The following is a 25324-nucleotide window of genomic DNA, read 5'->3' on the forward strand; positions in this document are numbered from 1 at the left end:
CCGTCTACTCAGGTCCCCGCCTGTGCCGCCGCGTCCGCGAGGAGAGCATCCAGCACGCCGGCGTCGTAGTAGAGGTGTGCCTCGGTCATGACGTCGCCCTGGGCGCTGATCACCGAGCAGCCGTGGACCTCCAGCGGCGGGAACGCCGGTGACACCGGTGTGCCGAGCATGCACCACCGCGCGACGGCTCGTGCTCCGGCGCCGATCACCTCGTCGACCTCGCGGTGGTAGTCCGGATAGCGCTCGAGCGTCAGGCGCATCACGCGTTCGTCGTCCTCGGCGGACCCCAGCGACGGCCTGCCGTTGACGGTCACCGCCAAATCTGCGGCGACCAGTCGCGCCATCGCCTCGAAGTCGGATCGGTTCTCCGCCTCGTTGTAGGCGAGCCAGAGCTCGCGCGCGCCGGCCGCGCTCATCGCGCGGCCCGCAAGGTGGCCGTCATAGCCTCGTCGACGGCGAAACCACCGGCGTCGACTGCGACTCCGTACTGCTGCGCTGCGGCGGCCGCGCTGACGAAGCCGTTGCGGACGTCCCGAGCCACCAGCTGCGGATCCCGCGCGAACGGATCGCCATACCCGCCACCACCGCCGCTGTTGTTGGCCAGCACGTCGCCGGTGTCGAGGTGGTTGTAGCTGCCGCCCTGGACGACCTCGCGCTCGGTGCCCGGGTTGAGCACGATGTGGTTGTTGTCGCCCTCGAGCCCGCCGCCGACGCCCCAGGGCTTGGTCCGGGTCTTGTAAACGGTGCAGATGCCGATGGACGGCGCGGTGAACCGGTAGATCCGTGACACTCCGACACCACCGCGGTGCCTGCCTGCTCCGCCTGTGTCCGGCCGGTAGCCGTAGGTCTCGATGAACATCGGCGACTTGGTCTCCAGCACCTCGACCGGGTTGTTGCGGCAGCCCGGCTCGGACAGGTGCATGATGCCGTCAGCGCCGTCGCCGCCCGCGTGACCGCCGAAGCCGACGGCCTCGTTGGTGGCCTCCAGCCACTGCTCGCCGGTGCGCGGATTGACCCCGAGCCCCATCATCGAGCAGACGTCGCCACCGGAGCAGGCCGGCACCACGTCCGGCATACCCTGCGCCAGCGCCTTCAGGATCACCTCGCCGAGCAGCAGACTGGTCCACAGCGTGAAGGTCGGCATCGGTGGCTCGGCGTGCATCACCGAACCCGGCTCGGTGATCACCCGCAGCGGAGCGAAATGCCCTGCTACGACCGATGTTTCGGGAGTCGTGAGTGACTTGAAGATCAGGCTGCACGAGGCCATGGTCTGCCCGATCGGTAGATTGATCGGTCCGCGCACGTTCTTCTCGGAGCCGGTCCAGTCGATCACCATCTCCTCGTCGGTGATCGTCACCGTCACATTGAGCTTGATCATCCGATCCTTGTCGACCCCGTCGTTGTCGACGTAGTCGAAGGCGGTCCAGGTCCCCTTGGGGAGCTTCGCCAGGGCGAGCCTGGCCAGCCGCTCGCCGTGCTCGTTGATCGCGACCATCGCCTCGGTCAGCGTGTCGACGCCATACTTCTGCGCGAGTTCCTGGGTGCGCCGAACACCGGTGTAACAGGCCGACACCTGTGCCTGGAGGTCGCCGATGGTGCGTTCGGGCATCCGGCTGTTGAAGCGGATCAGGTTGAAGATGTCGGCGTTCGGCTCGCCACCCTCGTAGAGCTTGGTCGCCGGGAAGAAGATGCCCTCCTGGTACATGTCCGTCGAGTCGAGGACGTATCCCGGGTCCTTCTGCTTCAGGTCCAGCACGTGAATCCGGCACGAGGAGAAGCCGATCAGCTCGCCGCCGACGTGGATCGGCGCGAACATCAGGGTGTCGAGGGTGTGCGCCGAGGACCAGTAGGGATAGTTGAGCAACAACACGTCGCCCGGGTGCAACTGGTCCTCCCCCAGGAAGCGGAGGGCCTCCTTGATGCCGTGGTCGTTGCCTCGGGTGAAGACGGCCACGCCGGGGGCGTCGGCGACCACGTCGCCGTTGGCGTCGTGCAGACCGATGCCGTAGTCGTGGATCTCGTAGACGACGGTGTTGTACGCCGTTCGGCACAGGTTGCGCGCCATCTCCTCGGCGGCCGCCAGCAGCCCGTGCCGGATGATCTCGGTCGTGATGGCGTCGATGGGTTCGCTCATGATCGGTTTCCTTCCGAGGCTTGCCTGAGGTGGTGGAGCAGTGTGAGCACCGTGCGGGCACCGAAACCGGTGGCCCCGTCCGCAGAGGCGTCCCCGCGCCACGCCGGGCCGCCCATATCGCAGTGCACCCACGGGACGGCCGGCGGCACGAACTCGCCGAGGAAGAGGGCGGCGGTCAGTGCCCGTCCGGTGTCGTGCAGCGGGTGGTTGCGCACGCCCGACGGGGTGTGGACCTGGCCCAGATAGCGCTCCGCCCACGGCAGGCGCCACATGGCTTCGCCGGCCGACTCCGCGGCGACCAGCAATCGCTGCACCGCCGCGTCGTCCCGGCCCAGCACCGCTGCGATGTCCGGTCCGAGGGCGATCTCTGCCTGGTAGGTGAGGGTGGCCAGGTCGACCAGCAGGTCGGGGTGGGTGCTCGCAGCGAGCGCCAATGCGTCGGCGAGCACCACCCGTCCCTCGAAATCGGTGTCCAGGATCTGGATTTCGGTGCCGTTCCACGCGCGCACCACGTCACCCGGTCGCACCGCCCCGGGCCCGACAAGGTTCTCGGCGCACGGCAACACGGCCTCGATCCCGAGGTCCGGGTCGAGGTGCGGCAGTGCGGCGAGCGCCGCGAGTACCGTCGCGGCGCCGGCCATGTCCAGCCGCATCGACTGCATGGCCGCGGGTGACTTCAGGGACAGGCCGCCGCTGTCGAAGGTGATGCCCTTGCCGACCAGCGCGACCGTCGGCGCGCCGGGAGCTGCCGGACGAGACAGCTGGACCAGCCGCGGTCCGTTGGCGGATCCGGAACCGATCGCGAGGAGCGCACCGAATCCCTGCGCCGCCAGTTCGTCCGGACCGAGCACGTGGCAGGTCAATCCGACGCGCGCTGCGACGAGTTCGGCCCAGTCGGCTGCCCGCGCGGGGGTGAGGAGGTTGGCCGGCGCACTGGTCAGGAGGGAGGCCAGGCGTCCGACACCTGCGTGCAACAGCCCCGCCTCGACCGCTTCGCGCAGCTCCGGGTCGACGACCAGCTCGAGGGGACCGGTGCCGCCATACCCGCTGGCGAGACCGTCCGCGGCCGCGCGCACCAACTCCCGGGGCAGCTCCTCCAGCGACAACCGCACCGTCATGTATGGCGCCAGCTCCCGGCCGGCGGCCTCCGCGGCGGCCCGCACCTGCTCCATCGCCCGGTGCGGATCCGGCAGGGCACCCACACCGACACGGAGGGTGTCACCCTCGGCACGCAACTCGCCGAGTGCGCCGGTGAACGGCAGCCACCGCGTGTCGTCGGCGCCGCACGGGCCGGCGAACACCATCCGGGCCTGCGCGGTGCCCGCTCCCACTCGAATCTGTCCTGCGCCGCTGGTCACCCATCCGATCGCCGCCTCGATCTCCGCATCGCGGTCGCGCTGCGTGATTGACGTCTCCGTCGCGTCCATGGCTCTCCGTCCGGTTCGGGATCTGACCGGCAGTCTGGCGAGACGGTCCGGCGCCCGCTCGTGCATGCCGCACGGGCATGCACCTGCTCGGCGTGCCGGGCGCACAGCGGACGGCCGTCACGGACTTCTAACTTCGACAGGACATTTCGAGCAGTAACCGAATCTGGAAGGGAGCACGCCATGGGTCGGTACCGCGTTGCCATGGACATCGGCGGAACGTTCACCGACGTCGTCACCTATGACCATGAGGCGAACGTCTTCACTGCGACCAAGGCATCGACCACGCCGGCGAAGCTGAGCGAGGGGGTGCTGGCCGGACTGGATGCGGTGGTGGACGAGACCGGTGACATCGACTTCCTCGTCCACGGGACCACCCAGGGCCTCAACGCGTTCCTCGAACGCCGGGGTGTGCCGGTCCTGCTGCTGGGGACGGCCGGAGCCGAGGACGTCTATCACATCGCGCGGGGGCCTCGGACCCGGTTGTACGACCTGCACTACCGCAAGCCGGAGCCGCTCGTGCCGCGACGTGACGTGGTCGGCATCGGTGGTCGGATCGTCGCCGACGGCACCGAGCTGCAACCGCTGGACGAGGCGGCCGTGCGGGCCGCGGCGCAGACCGTCCGCGACCGTGGTCTGGGTGCCGTCGCGGTGGCCTTCCTGTTCAGCTACAAGAACCCGGCGCACGAACTACGGGCTCGCGAGATCCTGCTCGACGAGCTCGGCGCCGATTTCACCGTCTCGCTGTCGCACGAGTCCGCCAAGGAGTGGCGCGAGTACGAGCGCACCTCCTCAGCGGTCGTCGAGAGCTACACCGGGCCGATCGTGCGGCGCTATCTCTCGGACCTGGAGGCTCAGCTCAGCGGCAAGGGGCTGTCGGTGCCGCTGCACGTCATGCAGTCCTCCGGCGGCATCCTCAGTGCGGAATCGGCCCGGCAACGCCCGCTGCAGACGCTGCTGTCCGGACCGGTGGGTGGTGCCATCGCCTGTGCGGAGCTGTCCCAGCAGACCGGTCGCGCCAACCTCATCGGTGTCGACATGGGCGGCACGTCCTTCGACGTCTCGCTGATCGTCGACGGCGAGCCGGACGTCTCGGCCGAGGCGAAGCTCGAGGGCCTGCCGATGCTGATGAGCGTCGTGAACATTCACACCGTCGGTGCCGGCGGTGGCTCGGTCGCCTGGTCGGAAGCCGGTGGTCTGCGAGTCGGCCCGCGCTCGGCAGGTGCCACCCCAGGGCCCGCGTGCTACGGCCGGGGCGGCACGGAGCCGACGGTCACCGACGCCAACCTGGTGCTCGGCCGGATCGATGCCGAGGGCTTCGCGGGCGGGCAGATGACCCTGGACACCGGTGCCGCGCTGAAGGCCGTCTCGGACATCGCCGGGTTCTTCGATCTCGACCCGACAGCGATGGCCGAGGGGATCTGCGATGTCGCCAATTCCAAAATGGCGCAGGCAATCCGGACGATCACCGTGTCCCGTGGCATCGAGCCCCGAGACTCGGCACTCGTCGCCTTCGGCGGAGCCGGCCCGATGCACGCGGCCTTCCTCGCCCGCGAGCTCGGCATCATGGAGACGGTGGTGCCGCGCTTCCCGGGAGCATTCTCGGCGTGGGGCATGCTGCAGACACGGATCCGGCAGGACTACACCGAGCCGTACTTCTGCGTGGACGCGGACCTGGACGGCGCACAGATGGCGGCGACCCTCGCCGACATGGAGAAGCAGGGGCTCGATGCGCTCGGGCGGGAGGGCGTGGACGCCGAGAAGCGATCGGCGACGCACGCCGTCGACGTCCGGTATGTCGCCCAGGAGTACACCCTCACCGTTCCACTCGCGGGTGCGGACGAACCGGCCGGCCCGGACTTCCTCGCGGCGATCGCCCGGCGATTCGCCGATCTCCACCTCAGCCGCTACGGGCACGCAAACCTCGGAGCGCCGATCGAGTTCGTCACCTTGCGGACGACGGCGTTCGGCGACCTCGGTCACCCGGCGCCGCAGCAGTGGGAAGCCGCCCGCTCCGATGACTTCCCGCACGAGGTGCGCGACGTCGTCTTCGACGGGGAGACACGAAAGACCCTGGTCATCAACCGCGACGACCTGCGGGTCGGTCACACGTTCGCCGGCCCGGCCATCGTGATCGAGAGCACCGCCACAACGGTCGTGCCGCCCGATCACGACGTCAGCCTGGACAGCATCGGCTCGCTCATCATCCGTGGAAGGGACAGCAAATGAGCACGACCATCGCACCCGTCGACATCGATCCCGTCACCGTCGAAATCATTCGCAATGCGCTGAATTCGGCGGCGGACGACATGAATGCGACGCTGATCCGCTCGGCATACACGCCCATCATCTATGAGGCGGGCGACTGCGTCGTGGCGTTGATGGACGCCGACCACCAGGTGCTCGGGCAGTCCGCCGGCCTGCCGATCTTCCTGGGCAACCTGGAGACGTGCACGCGCGCCACCGAGGAGAAGTTCGGTCGTGAGGTGTGGCAACCGGGCGATGTCTGGATCCTCAACGACAGCTACCTCGGCGGCACGCACCTCAATGACGTGACGATCTTCGGGCCGGTCTTCGTGGGCGACCTGCTGGTCGGCTTCACGGCGTCACGAGCGCACTGGATCGACGTGGGCTCCAAGGATCCGGGTGGCTCGATGGACTCGATATCCATCTTCCAGGAGGGCCTCCGGCTGGGTGCCCAGCGGTTGGTCGCGGGTGGTGAGGACGTCCAGGCGGTGATGGACACGATCGGCACCAACGTCCGCTTCACCTACCCGACGACCGGTGACATGCATGCGATGATCGCGTGCATCACGATGGGCGAGAAGCGGCTGCAGGAGATCGTCGAACGCTTCGGGCTGCGGACCCTTGAGCTGGCCAGGGACGAGATCTTCCGGCAGACGGAGCTGCTCGAGCGGGCCGTCATCCGGGAGATCCCGGACGGCGTGTATGCCGCCGAAGGCGTCCTCGACAACGACGGCATCGACCTGGAGACGCCGGTGCCGATCCGGCTGAAGATCACCGTCGACGGTGAGCATCTCGACTTCGACGTGACCGGGTCCGCGGACCAGACCGTCGGCCCCGTCAATTGTGGCGTGGCCCAAGCGGTTTCGGCGTTGCGGGTGGGCTACAAGCTCCTGGTGAGCCCGGATCTGCCCGGCAACGGCGGCTCCTTCCGGACGATGACGACGCAGGTCCGGGAGGGCTCGGTGCTGGGTGCCCAGGCACCCGCGGCCTGCCAGTGGTATTTCTCGCATCTGGGGCTGCTGATCGACATGGTGGCGCGTGCCCTGGCACCTGCCATGCCGGGCCGGGTGGCGGGAGCGAGTCACGGTGACTCGATGATCATCCTCACCTCCGGGACCGACCCCCGCGTGGGTCGGGAGTTCGTCAGCCTGGAGGCGACGCTCGGCGGCTGGGGTGCGTGGGAGGGGTCCGACGGTGAGAGCGCGCTCATCAACAACGTCAACGGCTCCCTCAAAGATCTGCCGATCGAGGTGCACGAGACCCGATACCCGTGGCGCATCACCGAATACAGCATCCGCCCGGATTCGGGCGGCTCGGGTAGGTGGCGCGGTGGCAACGGCGTGGTCCGCGAGTACGAGGCGCAGACCGACATGTCGGTGTCGCTGTGGTTCGAGCGTTCCCGCCAGCCGGCGTGGGGCCTGTTCGGCGGACAGGACGCGATCGGGCCCGAGGTGATCATCAACCCCGGGCGGCCGGACGAACGGCGCATCCTGAAGGCCAACGGGCTGAAGGTTCGCAAGGGCGACGTGGTGCGGTGCGCGGTCGGCGGTGGAGGCGGGTTCGGTGACCCGGTGGATCGCACCGCCGACGAGATCCGCGCCGACATCCTGGACGGTTACGTCTCGGTGGAGGCCGCCCGCCAGCTGTACGGCTACGACGGCTGAGCGGCCGTCGACAACGCCGTGACCGGCCCGGCGGGGCCGGTCACGGCGTCCCGTCGGCGGACTGCTCGGTCGCCCGCCCGGACAACCGCCAGCGGGCGGCCAGGCAGTAGCAGATCAGGTGCAGGGCGAGCCGCTGCGTCGGCTCGTCGAAGGTCAGGCCGAGTTTGCGGGCACGGTTGACCCGGGCCAGCACGGTGTTGCGGTGCACGCTGAGCCGCTCCGAGGCCTGGCTCAACGAGCCGCCGCAGTCCAGCACCATGAGGACGGTTTCCACGAGTGCCTCCCGGTCGCGGGCGCCCATCAGCTGCGGCAGACACAGCTCGGCGACCTGCGCGATCTCGGAAGTCGGCAGCCACGCGAGCGCGGCGGACGAGCCGACCTCCTGGAACCAGCTGACTGTCCCCGGGGCCCCACCGCGCGCCACGTGGGCGGCCAGCCGCGCCTCAGCGGCCGACTGCATCAGCCCCTGGACCCCGCTGTGTGCGCGGCCGACGCCGATCACCAACTCGTGCGCGGTCGCCGAGTCGTGAAACCGGTGCAGCGCTCTGCGCAGCGGAGCCAGGTCCTCCGGGTCCGCATCGCTCTGCCAGGAGATCCAGCCCTCGTGGTCGGGGATGAGCGGCCAATCGGACTTCCCGTGCCGCCAGGCACCACGGACCAGGTGGGTCAACTCGTCGGAGCACTTGATGGCCGGATCGTGCGGCGCCAGCCAGATGGCGCGATTCAAACCCTTGATGCGCCAACCCAGTTCGCCGGTCCACGCCGGCGGTTCGACCTCGGTTGCCTCGGTCGGCTCGGGGCGAGCATCGGTGACCATCCGGCGCAGCAGCGTGAACGCGGCCTGGTCCTGCGAGACGTGCATCGCGGAGTCGAGCCGGACCTGCGCCCACGCCGCCTGGAGGGACGGCCGGGCGAGGTGCAGCATCGCCTCGATCTGTGCAGCGTCCGCGGCGGCCGAACGCGGGACCGCCGCCACCAGATGAGCCCACGGCCGGTCACCGGGCCCCGGGATCTCGACCCGCACCCGTTGCGTGTCCGGGCGACCGTGGACGGCGGCGGCCCGGCCGGCGAGCACGGAGTCGCCGGACACGAGTGCGACCGGTGTTGCCGGCAACTCGTCGTTGAGCAGGGCGAGGATGTCACGCAGGCCCGTCTCGGACGCCAGCCGTTCGGCGAGCCGGGCCTGGCGCAGCGCGCGCGTGGCGGCGGGTGCACCGACCTGACGGGCCAGCTCCAGGGCCGCATCGACCGGGTCTGCGTCGATCGCCAGGATCGAGGTGGCCAGCCGCTCGGCGAGGGCGTAACCGGCCGGCGTCACCACCGCACGCGACACCACGACGGCCGGCACGTTGCGTTCCCAGGCGATGTGCAGGGCTGCCGCCAGGGACCACCCTCCGGTCGCGGCCTCGCCGTGCAGCACCGCCAGCGAGTGCGGCGCAGTATGCCGCAGCCGATCGAAATCTGCTGCGAGAACTACGTGTTCGACACGCTGACCGGGGTCGAGCAGCGCGTGCGTTGCCGCGGACGCCAACGGTTCGACGCGGACGAGTTCGCCCAGCGTGATGGTGGTGGCCGAGGGTTCCTGGCGCGTCGGTCGTCCGGCGGGCATCGCGTGCCTTCTCTCTCAGTTCAGCTGATGTGGATGAGCGAGCGGGATGTTGTGCGAGCGCAGCCCGACCATTCTGTTGGCATCCGGCGCGTACCACATGGCGTCCGCCCGGGTTGCCAGGATGTCCACCACGTCACCGATCTGGATGCTGTCCAGGGCGGCGAGCTCACTGCGCGACACATCGACCAGACAGGTCAGGTCAGGTGCACCCGCAGCGAGCACTCCGTCGGCGAAGACGGCCACGATCTCACTGCGCAGTTCCATCCGGAACTGCCGCCCCTGACCGCCGATCTCGTTGGCGACGATGCTCGTGGGATGTGCGGGCACCGCACCGTCGGTCGGACGGCTCAAGTGCTCCAGTTCGGCGATGCGCGCACGGCCGATCCGGCGCGATCCGGTGATGGCGCTGAGCCGGCCGATCAGGACCTCGGGCTCCGCGTGCTGCAGCAGCACCCGGCCCACGTTGAGCAGTCGCGACACCGTGCCGCGCAGTGCGGCGTGGCGCAGCGTCCCGGTCGTCGTCGGGTAGGCGGCAAGGGCGGCCCAACCGCCGAGGGTGTCGACCACGGCGCGCAACATCCGGTCGACCCGCGGAGCCTCGTCCACCTCGATCGTGACGCTCTCACCGGTCGGGCCCAGGGCGACGAGCGGAGTGGGGGAGACGCCGCCCAGATACATGGCGGTGTGGTGGATCAGCGCGTAGGTGCTTCCCATCCCGTCGACGTCGAGCAGCGGTACCTGCAGCTGGGAGGCGACCGCGACAGGTGCCAGAGCGCTGACGGTCGCCGCGGCGAGTGGATAGACCGCGCCGAACGGGCTGCCCTGCAGCCGCTCCAAGTGCCGGATCGCCAGCTCGAACTCGTCGCCCGAGGGTGGCAGGTCGGTCAGTGCGGGTCCGGAGCCGATCACACACGTCGCGACGCAACTCGTTGATGCCGCAAGGGATTCCACCGGGCGCAGCGACACGGGACCGTTGCGCTCGAGCAGGCCGGTCACCCATGTCACCAGTGGGGAGCGGTTCTGGTTGCCGACGGCCGGCGAGAAGAACTTGGCTCCCTCGAAGAGCGCTGCGACGTCGGCCGAGCCGATCGATGAGTCGGTGCCGACATACCCCGCGTCGTCGCTCATCGCGGGCTCGTGCCGCCGGCCAGGGCCGGGTCTGCCTCACCGGTGACCCTGACCCGGATCCGGATCGTTCCCGACGAGCTGTAGGGGAGGGCGACGGCCGAGACGTCCACGATGTATGCCGAGCCGGGTGCCGCGCCGGTGGCCATCACGATGCCGGTGGCGCGTTCGATCATCTCCTGGCGGACCTTGTCCAGGCCGGCGGAGGAGGAGATGGCGGCGACCTCGTCGAGCCAGGCGCTGGGCCGGCTCACCGCTGCACCGACCGCCGCGAGGGTGAGAAGTTCCTCCGTGGCCGTGACCACCGGCCGATCGCTGACCCGACCTGCACCGGACGCCGGGGTCGAATCGGGCACGAGGGCCGCGATCGGGATCACCAATTCGGTTTCGAGACCGCCGTATTCGGCTGGCCGCACCAAAGGAGTGCCGTCCCGGACCTCACCGGACAGGGTCTGCGCCGGCCCATGCAGCAGCACCCGGCAGTTCGGCTCGTCGGCGAGGTGTGCGGCTCCCGACAGCTGCAGCGCTTCGGTGGCGCCCAGAGCCAGGAGCGGCATCGCCCGGATGTGGGAGGGGGTGCTGCACCCGCCGTCGCTGCGGGCCACGTGGAGCGCCGGCCCGCCCGGCAACCGCAGGAGGGCTCGCTCGCACTGCTCGAGAAGCATGTCGACGTAACCGCTGACGGCACAGTCCAGGATCACGGTGGCCTCACGACTGGCCAGGCCCTGTCCGCCGTAATCGCTGGCTGCGGCGATGCGCGCACCCGGGACCGCCGCCTGGATCGAGTCGGCGACGTCGCGCTCATGGGCGGGGCAGGCCTGCGACCCCGGTGACACGACCGCCACGTCCCGGATCCCCGACTCCGCCAGCCGGGCGCACACGACGCCCAGCGCATCGCGGTCCAGCCGGCGCAGCTCGTTGCCGAGCAGGTCGTGCCCGCCCGGCACGAAGAAGCGTGCGGCGACGAGCTTTTCGACGAGCGACGCCGGTGAGCGCGCGAACGCCGGGTCACCGGCCGGCCTGGGCGCCACCCGGATCACGGCGACCGGTGCGACGTGCTGCTGCGTGCGGACCGCATCCAGCAGGAGCGGCGCGAGGTCGACGGTCACCGACACCGGGTCGCTGGTGAGCTGCCCGATGCGGGTGATCGCGTTGGGCGCCTCTGCGGCGCTGCCCGTAGCCGACTCCACGCTGTCGATCGTCCGCCGGCGGACCACGACCGTGTGTGACCAGCCGGGGCCGAGCACGACACCCACCCGGCTCCGCGGCGTCTCGTGGTCGGTCATCCCCGGAGCGTATAGAGCCGGGGCGCACGGGCGCCCGCTTCCCGTCACTGTCGCTTGCGCAGCCAGCGGTCCACCGCGACGGCGACGAGGATCAGGCAGCCCTGCACGACTTGCTGATAGGTGGTGTTCCAGCCCAGCAGGTTGAACCCGTTGCCGATCAGGGTGAGGATCAGCGCGCCGACCACGCCGCGCCATACTGCGCCCTCGCCGCCCATGATGCTGGTGCCGCCGATGACGGCGGCCGCGATTGCGGTCAGCTCGACACCGGTGGCCATGCTGGAGTTCGCCGAGCCCGCGCGGGAGGCGAGGATGAGGCCGGCCAGCGCGGAACACAGGCCGCTGATCACGTATGCGGTGACGTGGATCGACCCGGTGCGTATGCCGGACAGGCGGGCCGCCTCCGTGTTGCCGCCGACGGCATACAGTCGGCGGCCGAAGGTCGAGGCCGCGACAACGACGCTCACCACGACGGCGACGACGATGAAGACCACGGTCGCGGAGGTGAGGTTGAACAACGACGGCCAGGTGAGCATCCCGAAGTCGGTCTGCTGGCTGACCAGCGGATAGATGATGGCGCCGCTGGTGACCACGACGGCCAGGCCACGGTAGACGATGCTGACGGCGAGCGTCGCAATGAACGAGTTGACGCCGCTACGCACCACGATCGTGCCGGTGATGAAACCCAGCAGCGCGCCGAAGACGAGCGTGGCGGTGAAACCGACGGCGATGTTGGTCTCGCGCATCACCTGCATGCCCAGCATGGTGGACAGGGCGAGGCTCGCGCTCGCCGTGAGGTCGAAGACACCGCTGAGAATGCAGACGGTCGCGCCGATGGCGAGCAGACCGAGGACCGAGCACTGGTCCAGCACGTTGATCAGGTTGCTCGACGTCATGAAGGTGTTCGTGCTGAGCCAGAGGGCGAGCACGATCGCGATGAGCGCCAGGACGATCCCGTAGTCACGAAAGCGCGATGCGCGCGTGCCGATCGGTCGCGTGGCCGGGACGGCTTCGGGTGCCGCTTCGACGGTCATTTCTGTTCTCCTTCGTCTCCGAATGCCGTGGCGATGACGACCTCACGGTCGGTCCCTCGTGGGAAGCTGCCCACCGCACGTCCGTGGCGCATGACCACGACCCGGTGCGAGAGGGCGAGCAGTTCCTCGATCTCCGAGGACACGCAGATGACGGCCATGCCATCGGCGGCGAGTTTGACGATCAGTCGGTGGATCTGGCTCTTGGCGGCGACGTCGACGCCACGAGTCGGCTCGTCGATGAGCAGCACCCGCGGATTGCGCAGCAGCCACTTGGCGAAGAGCGCCTTCTGCTGGTTGCCGCCGGACAGCGTCTGGATGGCGGCATCCCGGTTCGCGGCCCGCACGTCGACGGTCTTGGACACCTCGTTGACGGCGGTCCGCTCGGCTGCGCGCCGCACGAAGAAGCCGGCGGTGATCCGCTGGCTGAGCGAGGCGAGCGCGACGTTGTCGCGCACCGAGCTGGTGAGGACGAGTCCCTGCTCCTTGCGGGACTCGGGCACCAGCGCCATACCCGCGGCCATGGCGCGCCGAGGTGACAGTTGCCGCAGCACGACGCCGTCCACCTCCACCCGGCCGCTGCTGGCGCGGTCCGCGCCGAAGAGCAGGCGCAGGATCTCGGTGCGGCCGCTCCCGACCAGCCCGGCGAGGCCGAGGATCTCGCCGGCGCGGACCTCCAGGTCGATGTCCTGGACGAAGCCGCGGCCCAGGCCGGTCGCTCGCAACCGCACCGGGGCATCCGCGGTGAGCTCCGGCGGATCGGGATAGAGCACGTCGACCTCGCGGCCGACCATCTGGCGCACCAAGCTGCGTGGCGTGTGGTTGGCCACTTCGTCGGTCGCGACCAGCCCGCCGTCACGCAGCACCGTCACCCGGTCGGCGACGGCCAGCACCTCGTCGAGGAAGTGCGAGACGAGGAGCACCGTCGTGCCGCCCGCGGCGAGCCGGCGGATGAGGTCCAGCAGCCCCGCCTTCTCGTGCTCGGTGAGGACCGCCGTCGGCTCGTCGAGCGCGATCACCCGCGAGTCGCGCGCGAGAGCTCGCACGATCTCCACCTGCTGCTGCCGCCCGATCGGCAATCCGTCCACCCGGGCGTCCGGGTCGAGGGAGAAGCCGGTCTGCTCGAGAAGCTGGTCGAACCGCCGCCGGTCCTGCGCGGTGACGCGCAGGCCGGCGCGGTGCGACCACCGGGCGAGGAAGACGTTCTCCAGCACCGACAGGGCGGGCACCAGGGCACCTTCCTGGGAGATCAGGCTGATGCCGTGGGCCAACGCGTCCCGAGGCGTCGAGATCGACACCCGCTGCCCGTCGAACTCCATCGTCCCGGCGTCGGCGGTGATCGCCCCGGCGAGGATCTTCAGCAGGGTGCTCTTCCCGGCGCCGTTCTCACCGACCAGGCTGTGCACCTCGCCGGGAGCGATGTCCAGGTCGATGTCGCGCAGCACGCTGACACCGCTGTAGCTCTTGCCGATGCCGCGCACGGAGATGTCCGGTGCGCGAACCGTGGTCGTTTCCATCGACGGTCTCCTCTGGCTCCAGTCCGGTCGCGTCGGGTCAGTCGGAGTAGTCCGCGGTCTTGCCCTTGAGCGTGGCCGCGGTGCCCAGGCACGCGTAGTCCGTCAGCGCCGTGCAGGTGTTGGTCGCCACCGGGACGGACCCACCGCGCGCCTTGGTCAGCCCGAGCTCGGCCGCCTTGGCGCCCTCGCTCTTCTCCGGGACGACGTAGGCGCCATACCAGGTGCCCTTCTTGATGAAGGAGAACGCCTGGGTCGACCCACCGTTGCCGATGAAGGTGATCTTCTTACCGGTGGCCAGCGGCGTCGCGCCTTCCAGTGCCTGGGAGGAGCCGATCACCACGTTGACGTTCGGGTGGGCCTGGAGCATGTTCTGCATGGCGGTCCGGCCGGTGTCCGCGGTGTAGCCGCCGACCTGGTTGGACCACACGTTGGCCATGCCCTCGGCCTTCAGCCCGTCGACCGCCGCCTTGGTGCGTGCCGAGTCCAGCGGGTAGTTGGCGAAGCCCTGGAAGTAGGCGACGTTGCACTTGCCCGGCGCGAGGCCCACCGACTTGCAGGCGCCGACGGCCATCTTGGCCAGCCCCTTGCCGTTGGTGACCGGCGGGTCGATGAGGTTGATGGTGCCCGGCACCTGCGGCTGGATCGAGGCGTAGTCGCCGCCGATCGGGGTGAATTCGACGACGACGGTGATGCCGGCGGCGACGGCCTGCTTGACCGGGTTGATCAGGGCCTGGCCGTCGTTGGCCTGCAGGATGATGACGTCGTACTTCTTGGAGGTCACGGCGTCCTGGACGGCGTTGGCCTGGGCCGGGCCCTGGAAGTTGGAGTCGACGAACGTCGCGGTGGCATTGTGCGCCTTCGCGTACGACTGCACGCCCGCCCAGCCGGCCTGGGCGAACGAATTGGCCTTGGCGAAGCCGAAGAAGCCGATGGTGAGGTGCTTGTCGCTGGTCTTCGCGGCGGCCTTGCTGCTGGTGCTGCCGGCACCGTTCGTGGTGCTCGAGCCGGCGCTGGCGGGTTTGCTGCAGCCGGCGACACCAATGGCAAGCGCGACGGCGGAGATGCCGATCCCGGTGAGGCGAAGTGCTCGTTGCATGTCTGCTCCTCGAAGCAATGAGGCTGGATGTTGTTGATAGGTGGGAGGTTTCACGCCTCCGGGATGACTTCGAACACTCCGCCAACGAGTGGTTCGCCCGGATCGGCGTCCAAGAGTGCGGCCAGCTGCTCGGACACTGCAGCTCGCCACGGGTCGGTCACCCAGCTCCGGTAGTCGTCGGCCGTGGCCCAGCCGGCGATGACGAGATGGGTTGCTGTCGCGGAGTCGACCGCGCGCAGCAGTTCGACTCCGAGACATCCGGGGAAGTTGCGCGAGCGCTCCAGGATGCCGTGCTGCGCATAGAAGCTCTCCAGTGCGGCGGCCCGGCCGCTCTTCGCCCGGAGACTCAAAACGCTACGAATCATGAAATCGCCCAGTGCTTTCCGTGAGGACTCGGTGTCGAGTACGGAAATGCTGACGGGGGTGCTCGACAGTGACCTGTGCGCTGCGCACACCGACTCCCGCCGCCGGTGTGCTGACCGGATGCCGGTGCGCACCGGGCCTGTGTCAGTTTCGAATCCTTCGTGAACGCCAACGAGCGAAGACCCCCTCGAGCCGAGCAGACCGGCCGGGTACAGGACACCCCGGTACGGCGATGGCCGACTCGGCCACGAAGTCATCAGGTATCCGAAAGGCAGATCCGACCATGAACAGCACTAGTCGTGTCGCGATCGACGTTGGCGGCACGTTCACCGACGTCGTCGACCTGTCGGCGTCAGGCGCGCTGACGTTCGACAAGGTCCCGACCACCCCTGCACGACCCACGGAGGGAGTCCTGAACGCCTTCGGCGTGACGGGGTCCCCGCTTTCCGAAGTGGCGATGTTCACGCACGGCACGACCCTGGGGCTCAACGCGCTCCTGACCCGCACGGGTGCTCGCGTCGCGGTCGTGGGCACCGCCGGCTTCCGCGACGTCTACCTCCTCGGCCGGACCGATCGGCGCACCATGTACGACATCACCTACCGGCCACCGGAGGCACTGGTCGAGCGCTACGACACCTTCGAGGTGCCCGAGCGCAGCCTGTTCGACGGCTCCGTGCACCGGCCGCTCGACCGCGACGCGGCTCGTGACGTGGCAGAGGCCATCGCGGAGCGCGGCTACGAAGCCGTGGCCGTTGCGTTCCTGCACTCGTATGCCAACCCGGATCACGAGCTGCAGATGCGCGAGATCCTGGCGGAGGTCGCTCCCGATGTCGCCGTGACGCTGTCCCACGAGTTGTCCCGCGAATACCGCGAGTACGAGCGGACCAGCACCGCCGTCCTCGACGCGTACGTCAAGCCGATCGTGCGTCGCTACCTGGCGACGCTGGAGGGTGAGCTTGCCGACGGCGGCTTCGAGGGCCGCTTCCTGATGACCCGATCCGGTGGTGGGGTGATGACCGCGAGCTCGGCGCGCGAGCAGCCGGTCAGCCTGATACTGTCCGGCCCGGCCGGCGGGGTCATCGGCGCCGCCGCGTTCAGCAAGCTCACCGATCAGCCGAACTTCATCACCATCGACATGGGCGGCACGAGTCTGGACGCCTCGCTGGTCGTCGACAGTGCGCCGGTCCTGCACCAGGGCGCCGAGTTCGAGGGACTGCCCATCAACACTCCGTCGCTCTACATCCACACGATCGGCGCAGGAGGCGGTTCCATCGCCTGGCTGGACGGAGCGGGGGCACTCCAGGTCGGTCCGCAGAGCGCCGGCGCGGATCCCGGGCCGGCGTCATACGGCCGTGGTGGCACCGTTCCGACATTCACCGACGCCGCGCTGGCGATCGGCTATCTCGGCAGCGAGACCCCGCTGGGTGGCCGGTTGACGCTCGACGCGGCCAAGGCCGAGGCGGCCTTGAAGCCGTTGGCGGACGAGCTGGACATGACCCCGGTCGCCCTGGCCCGTGGGATCGTGCGGATCTCCACCACCAAGATCACCGGTGCGGTCCGCGCGATCACCGTCGAGGTGGGCCGCGACCCGAAGGACTTCGCGTTGCTGTCCTTCGGTGGTGGCGGCGGTCTGGTCGCCGTCGACACGGCGCGCGAGTTGTCGATCCCCACTGTCGTCGTGCCACCCGGTCAGGGAGCCTTCTCGGCCTTCGGCATGCTGCTGGCGGATGTGCAGCACGACTTCTCGCGCACCGAGGTGTTGCCGTTGGCCGAACTCGACGACGCGGTTCTGGATGCCGGCTACGCAGACATGGAGGCCGAGGCACGGCAGGTGCTCGCCGCAGAGGGATTCGCCGCGGCCGATCAGGCGCTGACCCGCAGCGTCGACGTGCGGTATGCCGGGCAGGAACACACGGTGACGGTCTCCGTCCCCTCGTCCGGCGCCGACCTCGTGGCGACCGTCGAGGCAGAGTTCACCGAGCTGCACGAGCGGCAGTACGGCCACACGATGACCGATCCCATCGAGGTGACCGCGCGCCGCCTGCGGGCGACCGGCCTCGTGGACAAGCCGTCCCTGCCGACGCTCCCCGGCCGCGACTCCGGCCCGGTGCCGCAGCACGGCACTCGGTCGGTGTATCTGTCCGAGGCGGAGCCGGCTGTGCCCTACGTGCTCTACACCCGTGAGGAACTGCTCGCCGGCGACGAGATCGCCGGCCCGGCCGTCATCGCGGAGCACACCGCAACCACTGTCATCCACGCGAACGACACCCTCCGGGTCGGCGAGTTCGGCGAGTTGGTCATCGCCGTCGCGGCCGGCTGAGGGCGGAAGGAGATCACCATGCCTGATTCGATCACCACCGAGATCATCCGGCACGCGCTGCTGGCGGCCGCCGAGGAGATGGCGCGCAACCTGTGCCGAACGGCATACAACACCGTCGTCTACGAGATCCACGACTACGGCATCGGCCTGCACGACGCCAACGGCGACGTGGTCGCCGATGCACCGGGCATCGCCGTCTTCACGCGGGCGAACGACCGCGGCATCAAGGAGTCGATCAAGTTCCTCGGCAAGGACAACCTGCACCCGGGCGACGTGATCATGCTCAACTACCCGTACTGGTCCTCGGCGCACACGCTCGACGTGCTGATGTTCGCGCCGATCCACGTCGAGGAGCAGCTGATCGGTTTCGCCTCCTGCCGCGTGCACGTGCTGGACCTGAAGCAGAAGGACGCCGGCTATGTCCTCGACTCCACCGACATGTCGCAGGAGGGCATCTTCTTCCCGTCGACCAAGCTGTATCGCCGGGGTGAGCCGAATGCCGATGTCTTCAACCTGATCCGCTTCAACAGCCGGATGCCGGAACGCACCATCGGCGACCTGCAGGCGGAGGTGTCGGCGTGTGTGACCGGTGTGCACCGGGTGCAGGACATCGCGGCGAAGTATGGCGTGGAGACGCTGACCGATGCGATGGTCGCGATCAACGACCACGGTGAGCGGCTGGCCCGGCTCGCGCTCGCGAAACTGCCGAAGGGGACCTGGACGGCATACGACTTCGCCGACAGCGACGGTGTCGACCTGGACCGGATGATCAAGATGAACGTCACGGTGACCGTCACCGATGAGGAGATGATCATCGACTGGACCGGTAGCGACAAGGACGTGCGCGGTCCGATCAACCTGCCGATCGGCAAGACCGAGGCCTTCTGCAGCCTGATCTTCAAGGCGCTGACGACGCCGGACACGCCTGTCGTTGCTGGGAATTTCCGGCCGATGCGGCTGATCACCGAGCCGGGGTCGGTGATGCATGCGGTGCCGCCGATGCCGACGTTCACCTTGTGGACCGGGCTGATCGGCGGTGAGGTGGTGCTCAAGGCGCTGGCGCAGGGTATGCCGGACCGCATTCCCGCCTGCTCCGGCGGCGACGTCTGCTCGATGATGGGCCTGGGCATCAATCCCCGGACCGGCGACCACTGGCTGGAGGCGACCAACGAGGCGGTCGGCTTCGGCGGGCACGCGGGCGGCGACGGCTCCGACGGGATCATGCACCTGTCCGAGCCGGGCTGCCGGAACAACCCGGTGGAGGTGCTGGAGACCAAGTCGCCGATGTTCATCGAGTCCTACGGCTATCGGCAGGACAGCGGCGGCGCCGGCAAGCACCGGGGCGGCGTCGGCATCGGGCGCGCCTACCGCTTCCTGGCGCCGTCGACCGGGATCTGCCTGGTCTACAAGACGAAGACCAAGCCGTGGCCGATCGAGGGCGGTCGGGAAGGCGACAACAACCACGTGATCCTCAACCCGGGCACCGACCGGGAAGTCGTCCAGGGCGGCAGTTACAACCTGATGGAGACCGGCGAGGTGTTGCTCAACAACACCGGCGGGGGAGGCGGCTACGGCAACCCGTTCGAGCGGGATCCGGCCGCCGTCGCCCATGACGTCCGCAACGGCTTCGTGTCCGTCGGTGCTGCCGAGCGGGAGTATGGCGTGACGGTCGACCCGGAGACCTTTGCGGTCGACGAGACCGCCACCTCGCAGTTGCGGAGCGTGTCGGTATGAGTTCGCTGTCGGTCGTGAACGGCCTTGTCTTCGATGGTGTTTCGGACGACCCGGTGGATGCTGCGGTGCACATCGTGGATGGCGTCATCGCCTCCGTGGGTGATCCGGAACCGGCCGACCGGGTGATCGATGCGCGGGGCCGCACCGTGCTGCCCGGGCTGATCGACGCGCACTGCCACCCCTATGGCATCGGGTTGAACCTGCTGGAGATCGAGGCGCGTCCGAAGAGCTACATCGCGTTGAAGGCGGCGGTGCGGCTGAGCGCCTCGCTAGCGCGCGGCTTCACCACGATCCGGGACGTGGCCGGCGGCGACGCCGGCCTCGACCGGGCGGTGAGGGAGGGGTTGTTCCCTTCTCCGCGCTACCTGTTCACCGGTCCTGGACTCTCCCAGACGGGAGGACACGGCGATCCGAGAGCAGCCGACAGCGAGCTGTGCGGCTGTGGCTCGCACAACACCGAGGTGGTGGACGGGGTCGATGCACTCCGGCTGGCCACGCGGGAGCGCTTCCGCTGGGGCGCGCACGCCATCAAGATGATGACCTCCGGTGGAGTCGTCTCGCTGACGGATCCGATTCGGATCCCGCAGTATTCGGCGGAGGAGATCCGGGTGGTCACCGAGGAGGCGAGCCGGCGCGGCAGCTACGTCGCGGCACATGCCTACTCCCCGGAGGCGATCCGGCATTCGATCGACAACGGCGTCCGCAGCATCGAGCACGGCAACCTGCTCGATGTCGAGACGGCTGACGCGATGGCCGCGGCCGGGGCCTTCCTGGTGCCGACGCTCGGAACCTACGAGGCGATGGACCGCCGCGGTGCCGAGCTCGGGATGGCCAAGGTCTCACGGGAGAAGAACAGCGAGGTGCTCGAAGCGGGGCGGAAGGCGGTCGAAATCGCGCGCGCCGCGGGGGTGTCGGTCGGTTTCGGTAGTGACCTGATGGGTGTGCTCGAGGAGGAGCAGCTCAACTGCCTGCGGGTCCAGGTCGAGGTCGACGGTCCGCTGCTCGCGCTGCGGTCGGCGACGTCGGTCAACGCGGCACTGCTCCAGCGGCCAGATCTGGGTCGGGTGGCGGCGGGTTGTGTCGGCGACCTGTTGATCGTCGACGGCAACCCCTTCGACGAGCCGGCCGTGCTCTGGGGATCACCGGAGCAGCGGACGGTCGTCCAGGCCGGCGCGGTCGTGTCAGGCTGAGTCGGTCGTGCGTGGCCCGGATCAGGTAGCGCCCTGGTCCGGGCCGCCGTGTGTGCGATCCCGAGTGAAGGAGCAGGCGATGCAGGCGGACTCGATCGAATTCATCTCTGCCGAGCGGATATTGGCGATGTTGTCGCCGCGGGAAGCCGTTGCCGCCATCGAGGAATGCATCACCGGCGGATTCGACCCGGCAGCCGATCCGGCGCGCACCGTCGTGGACGTTGCTCAGGGCCAGCTGCTGCTCATGCCGTCACAGTCGGCGACGGCGGTCGGTGTCAAGGTGGCGTCGGTGGCGCCGGACAACCCGGGCCGCGGGCTGGACAAGATCCAGGCGCTCTACATCCATTTCGACGCGCAGACACTGACGCCGAGACTGCTCATGGACGGCACCGCGCTGACCACCTTGCGCACCCCGGCCGTGTCGGTGGCGGCGATCAAGCCGGTGCTGCTGAGCAGTCATGCGCCACTCGACGTCGTCGTGTTCGGCGCCGGTCCACAGGGTGCCGGCCATGCCGCGACGTTGCGCGACGTCGTGCGGGGAACCCGTGACATCGCGTCGGTCACCTTCGTCGTGCGGCATCCCGAACGTGTCGACCCGGGATCGCTGGGGGCGGAGGCGCGGCTGGTCGCCGCCGGCTCATCGGCCGCGACGGCTGCCGTCGCGGCTGCGCAGCTGATCGTCTGTGCCACGGGATGCGCTGTGCCGGTGTTCGATTCGACGCTCGTCCGGGACGACGTCGTGGTCGTTGCGGTCGGCTCGCACGACGCGGACCGGCGCGAGGTCGACGCGCAATTGTGTGCTCGCGCGCAGGTCGTCGTCGAGTCCCGGCAATCCGCACTGCGGGAGTGCGGTGACATCGTCCTGGCGATCGCCGAGGGGGCGCTCGACCCGGCAGCACTGGTGCCGATGGCGGACGTGATCACCGGGCGGGTCGTGCTCGATCCGCGCCGGCCGGTCTTCTTCAAGGGCTCCGGTATGGCGTGGCAGGACGTTGCCGTCGCGCAGGCCATCGCTGACGCACGCTGATCGAGTGTGAGGCGATCCATTGCGCTGATCGAGTGCCGGGGGAGCGCAGCGGAGGAGGTGTATCGAGATCAAGCGCCGCCGCCGTCGTGCGCACGTGGTCTCGATACGGGCTCGGCTAGCGCCTCGCCCTACTCGGCCGGCCTACGCGTGCTGCCCTCGTTTGGTAGCCCGAATCTTGACGCCGGGAGCGAGCCGGAAATAGAACCCCATGGCGGAAGGGTACTGCCGCGTCCCGGAAGGTCTGACTGATATCGACGAGTGCCTGCATCGTCGGGTCGATCGGCTTCTCCTTCGGCATACCACCGAGTGTGTCAGCACAGCGCCGGTGAGTCGCGTGGACGCCCGGCCGTCATACGCCCCAGGCGATCTTGACGCGGTGTTTCGCGCGGGAGGACGCTGATATGTCGAGGACATTCCCGTCCGCGATGCCACAGCGCGAGTGCAGGGAGCGTCTCGTGTATGCATCGAACAACAACGCGTTTCTCATCAACAACTGCGACTACTTGGAGGACCTCAGCGTCCTGCTGGAAGTGACCGAGGACGTCGCCACCACCGACGGCGGCGGCTGGAGTTTCCAGCTCAACTGCTATCCGCCGCCGGGAGAGTACTGCCAGGTCAGCAACGTCAACTGGATGCAGTACATCGTCTACGTGATGGACGGCGAGCTGCGCTATGAGGTCCAGTATTGGGCCATCGGCGCCTCGACGTGGCCGACGGGCTACCAGCCGGTGCAGGGCACGACGCCGTGGTTGCCGTGCTGGCCGAACGACTACTACCTGTCCGGCTCGTTCGCCAGCATCGACGGGGACACCCTGCCGCGCCAGTCGCAACTGCAGATCGCATTGACCACGAACCGGTATGGCGGCGTCACCCGGGCCACCTTCACCTATACCGACCCGGACGGCAACGACCACTCGACCCACAACGACCTGCCGGCGGTGCATCCGATCGATGCCTGCACGCTCAACCTCGTCGGACCCGGCGGCGGTGGCGGCAGCACGTTCACCCAGGGGCTGCTCAACTCGCGCGGCATCATCTACTACACGATCTCCTCCGGGCAGCTGTCGGTCCAGAACGGCGGTGCCGGAGCGGCGTGCGGCGAGGTCGGCGGCTGGACGGCGGAGACGTCGAACATGACGTATTCCGACATCTCGGGCGCACCCGGCAGCACCGTGACCCAGATCCTGCAGCAGCCGGTGGATTGCTCGCTGAACGACCTGTTCGCGAACAACGCCGAGAAGCTGGAGCCGCTGCGGCGGGTGCGTGACGAGCAGGTCGCGCCGCATGCGGCCGGGCAGTGGCTCATCGAGACCCTGGACCGGTATGCCGCCGACCTCGCCGTCACGCTGGACGGCACCGACCGCAAATTCCAGGAGCGCGTCCAACGCCTGCTGGAGCGCACCGCCGCGGCGGCCGAGGCGGGAAAGACCATCGATGCCGCAGCGGTCGACGACGGGCGGAAACTGTTGCGGGAGGCCGCTGCTGACCTGCCGCCGTCGATGGCGACGGTGCGTCCGGCCGTCGACGCGCTGTTGCAGGCGGTACGCGGCCGCACGTTGCAGGACGGCCTCCGCGAGGCGAGCCGGACGATCCGGCCGAGTTCGGCGCCGCGTCGCGGTCCCTGTGGTGATTGTGCGCACTGCAAGGAGTTGGAGAAACGTGTCGCCGCCCTGGAGGCCGCTGTCGCTCGACTGACGGGGACGACATAGCCGGCCGGCGGCGAAGGCGCACGGAGTCGTGCCGCTTGCGCCATTCGAAGCACTGACAATGCCGTAATTGATCGCACGACGACGCGCGGAGCAGGCGGATAGTGGTGGGTATGACGGACGGCCTGCCTCTCGCCAATCTGATTACCGTGGGTGCGCGCGACTTCCCTACGTTGCGCGACTTCTATCGACGAGTCGGCTGGCCGCAGGTGATGGACGACGGCGAGTTCGCGGTCTTCGAGTTGCGCGGAATCCTGTTGGTGGTGTTTCCGATTGCCAAGCTGGCCAGCGACGGCAACATCGCCCCGGCGCCGAGTGCCGGCGGCATCCGCTTCACGATCGGTGTGCAGGTGGAAAGCGCGGAGGTTGTGGACAGGCTCACCGAGCGGATGCGCGCCGCCGGTGCGCGTGTCACGAAGGAGCCGGTAAATGCCGAGTTCTTCACCGGGCGTTCGGCATACCTCTGCGATCCCGAGGACAACTACTTCGAGATCGTGTGGGCTGACATGCCGGACAACCCGGTCGTCAAGGCCGCGCGTCGCGCGGCGGGGTTGGGTTAGCAGCGGATGAGAAGCGCTTGTCACGGGAGGTGTGCCTTGTCGAACTCCTGCTGCAGGCGCGGTCGCCGCCGGTGCTCTTCGCGGAGTTGCGCGATCAGGTCGTCGACGTCGGCGGCCTTGTCGCTGCCTTTCGCGAGCTTGCGCATCGTGGCCAGGCGCCGGGCCGCGAGTCGGTAGTTCTGCGCCCTGGCGTCGACCAGCAGTTCCTCGACGAGCCGGGCGTGCACCGGCAGCACCGCGAGCGGGTCGACCTTGCTGTATGCCGTGACCAGCCGCTCCCACACGTCGTCGTCTGGGAGTTCGAGCGAGTGTGCAAGTTCCCAGGCGCGGTGTGGATCGCGCAGGGTGAGCAGTGTGAAGAGCACCGCATCGCGGGGGCTGGTCTCGAGCGTCGCCGACACCTCGTCGGCGTAGTCGGGCCAGGACGAGCCGGCGGCGTCATACAACTGCGCGGCAGTGCTGGAGTCGGGCCAGCGTTCGAAGACGGTCTTGCGGGCGGCGAGCAGTTCCTCGGGACGATGCGCGGCCAGCAGCTGACACCAGTGTTCCGCTCCCTTCTTGGCCTGCCACCCGCGGTCGAAGTCCGTTGCCTTCTCGGCCCATTCGATCGCGAGGTCGATCTCGTCGATCTCCTCGAACGCACGAGCGGTGTCGGTGAACCATGCCGCGACCGATCGATCACCGGCGTGGGTCGCGATGATCGCCTCGGTGTCGTGGTCGAGCACGGCGAGCCGCTTCTCGTTCCACTCGATGGTGAACCAGTCATGCGAGTGCGGGCTGTTCCACCACTCCCGCGGGTTCGGGCGAGGCCCAAGGCCGGCCCTGATGTCGTCCAGCCGTGCGCGGTATGCCGCGATGCCGGCGTCGCCGAGGGCCGGGGCGTAGGCGACGACGTCGAGCGTGAAGAAGTCGCACTCCTGGTCGAACTGGAACTTCATCATCCAGTTCACCAGCTTCTTCGGCGGCACCTGTGCTTTCGCGGCGACCTTGGGGTGCAGCGCGACCAACCGCCGGCAGGCGTCACCGATGATCCCGGCGGAGTCGTCGCATCGCATGATCACCTTGAGCGCACTGGCCAGCGCGCGGTTGGTCACGTCGTACGCCGTCTTGGGATCGGTTGCCGGGATTGCCGACTCGAGGATGTCGACGCCCTCGTGCATTTGCGCTCCGTGGTCATTGGACGCGTGGTAGCTGTGCAGGTCGGCTCGGCTGCGGATGAGGGGGAGTACGGCGTCGGCCAGTTCGCTCATTTCGTCACCTCTTCGTGTGGCGCACGGCCAGCGATCGGGCGCAG

General features: G+C 68.9%; 19 protein-coding genes. 8 read left to right on the top strand and 11 right to left on the bottom strand.

What is annotated here, in order from left to right; translation table 11 throughout:
* Positions 1-8: 8 nt before the first annotated feature.
* The 3 genes from ACN8HC_RS05600 to ACN8HC_RS05610 are packed head-to-tail and all read right to left on the bottom strand — an operon-like array spanning position 9 to position 3561.
* Positions 9-416, bottom strand: coding sequence for a nuclear transport factor 2 family protein (locus ACN8HC_RS05600; RefSeq protein WP_490073890.1), 408 nt, complete (start codon positions 414-416; stop codon positions 9-11).
* Positions 413-2134 carry a hydantoinase B/oxoprolinase family protein gene (locus tag ACN8HC_RS05605; RefSeq protein ID WP_490073891.1) on the bottom strand — a complete coding sequence of 574 codons (1722 nt, stop codon included), beginning with the start codon at positions 2132-2134 and terminating at the stop codon, positions 413-415. Before ACN8HC_RS05605 ends, ACN8HC_RS05600 begins: the two co-directional genes overlap by 4 nt.
* Entirely contained in the window at positions 2131-3561 is a 1431-nt protein-coding gene (locus ACN8HC_RS05610; RefSeq protein WP_490073892.1) for a M17 family metallopeptidase, read from the bottom strand. Before ACN8HC_RS05610 ends, ACN8HC_RS05605 begins: the two co-directional genes overlap by 4 nt.
* A gap of 180 nt (positions 3562-3741) precedes the next feature.
* Here ACN8HC_RS05610 and ACN8HC_RS05615 point away from each other — a divergent pair, with 180 nt between their 5' ends.
* Positions 3742-5787 carry a hydantoinase/oxoprolinase family protein gene (locus tag ACN8HC_RS05615; protein ID WP_490073893.1) on the top strand — a complete coding sequence of 682 codons (2046 nt, stop codon included), beginning with the start codon at positions 3742-3744 and terminating at the stop codon, positions 5785-5787.
* The gene (locus ACN8HC_RS05620; protein WP_490073894.1) at positions 5784-7469 is read left to right on the top strand and encodes a hydantoinase B/oxoprolinase family protein; all 1686 of its coding nucleotides are present in this window, start codon (positions 5784-5786) and stop codon (positions 7467-7469) included. The genes ACN8HC_RS05615 and ACN8HC_RS05620 overlap by 4 nt, the downstream gene beginning before the upstream one ends.
* A gap of 40 nt (positions 7470-7509) precedes the next feature.
* Here the strand turns inward: ACN8HC_RS05620 and ACN8HC_RS05625 are convergent, their stop codons facing one another.
* The 7 genes from ACN8HC_RS05625 to ACN8HC_RS05655 are packed head-to-tail and all read right to left on the bottom strand — an operon-like array spanning position 7510 to position 15495.
* Entirely contained in the window at positions 7510-9078 is a 1569-nt protein-coding gene (locus tag ACN8HC_RS05625) for a PucR family transcriptional regulator (protein ID WP_490073895.1), read from the bottom strand.
* A gap of 15 nt (positions 9079-9093) precedes the next feature.
* On the bottom strand, positions 9094-10206 hold the full coding sequence (locus tag ACN8HC_RS05630) for an S-methyl thiohydantoin desulfurase domain-containing protein (RefSeq protein ID WP_490073896.1): 1113 nt from the start codon (positions 10204-10206) through the stop codon (positions 9094-9096).
* The gene (locus ACN8HC_RS05635; protein ID WP_490073897.1) at positions 10203-11489 is read right to left on the bottom strand and encodes a hydantoinase/oxoprolinase N-terminal domain-containing protein; all 1287 of its coding nucleotides are present in this window, start codon (positions 11487-11489) and stop codon (positions 10203-10205) included. Before ACN8HC_RS05635 ends, ACN8HC_RS05630 begins: the two co-directional genes overlap by 4 nt.
* A 44-nt stretch (positions 11490-11533) precedes the next feature.
* On the bottom strand, positions 11534-12520 hold the full coding sequence (locus ACN8HC_RS05640; RefSeq protein WP_490073898.1) for an ABC transporter permease: 987 nt from the start codon (positions 12518-12520) through the stop codon (positions 11534-11536).
* Positions 12517-14034, bottom strand: coding sequence for a sugar ABC transporter ATP-binding protein (locus tag ACN8HC_RS05645; RefSeq protein ID WP_490073899.1), 1518 nt, complete (start codon positions 14032-14034; stop codon positions 12517-12519). The genes ACN8HC_RS05640 and ACN8HC_RS05645 overlap by 4 nt, the downstream gene beginning before the upstream one ends.
* 37 nt (positions 14035-14071) lie before the next feature.
* On the bottom strand, positions 14072-15130 hold the full coding sequence (locus ACN8HC_RS05650; RefSeq protein WP_490073900.1) for a sugar ABC transporter substrate-binding protein: 1059 nt from the start codon (positions 15128-15130) through the stop codon (positions 14072-14074).
* Positions 15131-15180: 50 nt separating this feature from the next.
* Positions 15181-15495: a putative quinol monooxygenase gene (locus ACN8HC_RS05655; protein WP_490073901.1), complete on the bottom strand. Its 315-nt coding sequence runs from the start codon at positions 15493-15495 to the stop codon at positions 15181-15183.
* Positions 15496-15776: 281 nt separating this feature from the next.
* Here ACN8HC_RS05655 and ACN8HC_RS05660 point away from each other — a divergent pair, with 281 nt between their 5' ends.
* The 6 genes from ACN8HC_RS05660 (at position 15777) to ACN8HC_RS05685 (ending at position 24030) form a co-directional block, all read left to right on the top strand.
* Positions 15777-17813, top strand: coding sequence for a hydantoinase/oxoprolinase family protein (locus tag ACN8HC_RS05660; RefSeq protein ID WP_490073902.1), 2037 nt, complete (start codon positions 15777-15779; stop codon positions 17811-17813).
* Positions 17814-17831: 18 nt separating this feature from the next.
* Positions 17832-19547 (top strand): hydantoinase B/oxoprolinase family protein, encoded by a 1716-nt coding sequence (locus ACN8HC_RS05665; RefSeq protein ID WP_490073903.1) that lies wholly within the window; start codon positions 17832-17834, stop codon positions 19545-19547.
* Complete coding sequence (locus ACN8HC_RS05670; protein ID WP_490073904.1) at positions 19544-20737, top strand: metal-dependent hydrolase family protein; 1194 nt, start codon at positions 19544-19546, stop codon at positions 20735-20737. Before ACN8HC_RS05665 ends, ACN8HC_RS05670 begins: the two co-directional genes overlap by 4 nt.
* 79 nt (positions 20738-20816) lie before the next feature.
* Positions 20817-21764: an ornithine cyclodeaminase family protein gene (locus ACN8HC_RS05675; protein ID WP_490073905.1), complete on the top strand. Its 948-nt coding sequence runs from the start codon at positions 20817-20819 to the stop codon at positions 21762-21764.
* 455 nt (positions 21765-22219) lie between these two features.
* Complete coding sequence (locus ACN8HC_RS05680; RefSeq protein ID WP_490073906.1) at positions 22220-23473, top strand: hypothetical protein; 1254 nt, start codon at positions 22220-22222, stop codon at positions 23471-23473.
* 110 nt (positions 23474-23583) lie between these two features.
* Positions 23584-24030 (top strand): VOC family protein, encoded by a 447-nt coding sequence (locus tag ACN8HC_RS05685; RefSeq protein WP_490073907.1) that lies wholly within the window; start codon positions 23584-23586, stop codon positions 24028-24030.
* Between the two features lie 20 nt (positions 24031-24050).
* On the opposite strand, the gene ACN8HC_RS05690 is transcribed toward ACN8HC_RS05685, so the two are convergent.
* Complete coding sequence (locus ACN8HC_RS05690) at positions 24051-25280, bottom strand: DUF6880 family protein (RefSeq protein ID WP_490073908.1); 1230 nt, start codon at positions 25278-25280, stop codon at positions 24051-24053.
* Between the last annotated feature and the right edge of the window lie 44 nt (positions 25281-25324).

The organism is Flexivirga sp. YIM B11880 (assembly GCF_058148645.1).

Bases quoted from the DNA above. Each gene is read 5' to 3' on its own strand.
- ACN8HC_RS05600 (WP_490073890.1), bottom strand. From the start codon at position 416: ATGAGCGCGGCCGGCGCGCGCGAGCTCTGGCTCGCCTACAACGAGGCG.
- ACN8HC_RS05605 (WP_490073891.1), bottom strand. From the start codon at position 2,134: ATGAGCGAACCCATCGACGCCATCACGACCGAGATCATCCGGCACGGG.
- ACN8HC_RS05610 (WP_490073892.1), bottom strand. From the start codon at position 3,561: ATGGACGCGACGGAGACGTCAATCACGCAGCGCGACCGCGATGCGGAG.
- ACN8HC_RS05615 (WP_490073893.1), top strand. From the start codon at position 3,742: ATGGGTCGGTACCGCGTTGCCATGGACATCGGCGGAACGTTCACCGAC.
- ACN8HC_RS05620 (WP_490073894.1), top strand. From the start codon at position 5,784: ATGAGCACGACCATCGCACCCGTCGACATCGATCCCGTCACCGTCGAA.
- ACN8HC_RS05625 (WP_490073895.1), bottom strand. From the start codon at position 9,078: ATGCCCGCCGGACGACCGACGCGCCAGGAACCCTCGGCCACCACCATC.
- ACN8HC_RS05630 (WP_490073896.1), bottom strand. From the start codon at position 10,206: ATGAGCGACGACGCGGGGTATGTCGGCACCGACTCATCGATCGGCTCG.
- ACN8HC_RS05635 (WP_490073897.1), bottom strand. From the start codon at position 11,489: ATGACCGACCACGAGACGCCGCGGAGCCGGGTGGGTGTCGTGCTCGGC.
- ACN8HC_RS05640 (WP_490073898.1), bottom strand. From the start codon at position 12,520: ATGACCGTCGAAGCGGCACCCGAAGCCGTCCCGGCCACGCGACCGATC.
- ACN8HC_RS05645 (WP_490073899.1), bottom strand. From the start codon at position 14,034: ATGGAAACGACCACGGTTCGCGCACCGGACATCTCCGTGCGCGGCATC.
- ACN8HC_RS05650 (WP_490073900.1), bottom strand. From the start codon at position 15,130: ATGCAACGAGCACTTCGCCTCACCGGGATCGGCATCTCCGCCGTCGCG.
- ACN8HC_RS05655 (WP_490073901.1), bottom strand. From the start codon at position 15,495: ATGATTCGTAGCGTTTTGAGTCTCCGGGCGAAGAGCGGCCGGGCCGCC.
- ACN8HC_RS05660 (WP_490073902.1), top strand. From the start codon at position 15,777: ATGAACAGCACTAGTCGTGTCGCGATCGACGTTGGCGGCACGTTCACC.
- ACN8HC_RS05665 (WP_490073903.1), top strand. From the start codon at position 17,832: ATGCCTGATTCGATCACCACCGAGATCATCCGGCACGCGCTGCTGGCG.
- ACN8HC_RS05670 (WP_490073904.1), top strand. From the start codon at position 19,544: ATGAGTTCGCTGTCGGTCGTGAACGGCCTTGTCTTCGATGGTGTTTCG.
- ACN8HC_RS05675 (WP_490073905.1), top strand. From the start codon at position 20,817: ATGCAGGCGGACTCGATCGAATTCATCTCTGCCGAGCGGATATTGGCG.
- ACN8HC_RS05685 (WP_490073907.1), top strand. From the start codon at position 23,584: ATGACGGACGGCCTGCCTCTCGCCAATCTGATTACCGTGGGTGCGCGC.
- ACN8HC_RS05690 (WP_490073908.1), bottom strand. From the start codon at position 25,280: ATGAGCGAACTGGCCGACGCCGTACTCCCCCTCATCCGCAGCCGAGCC.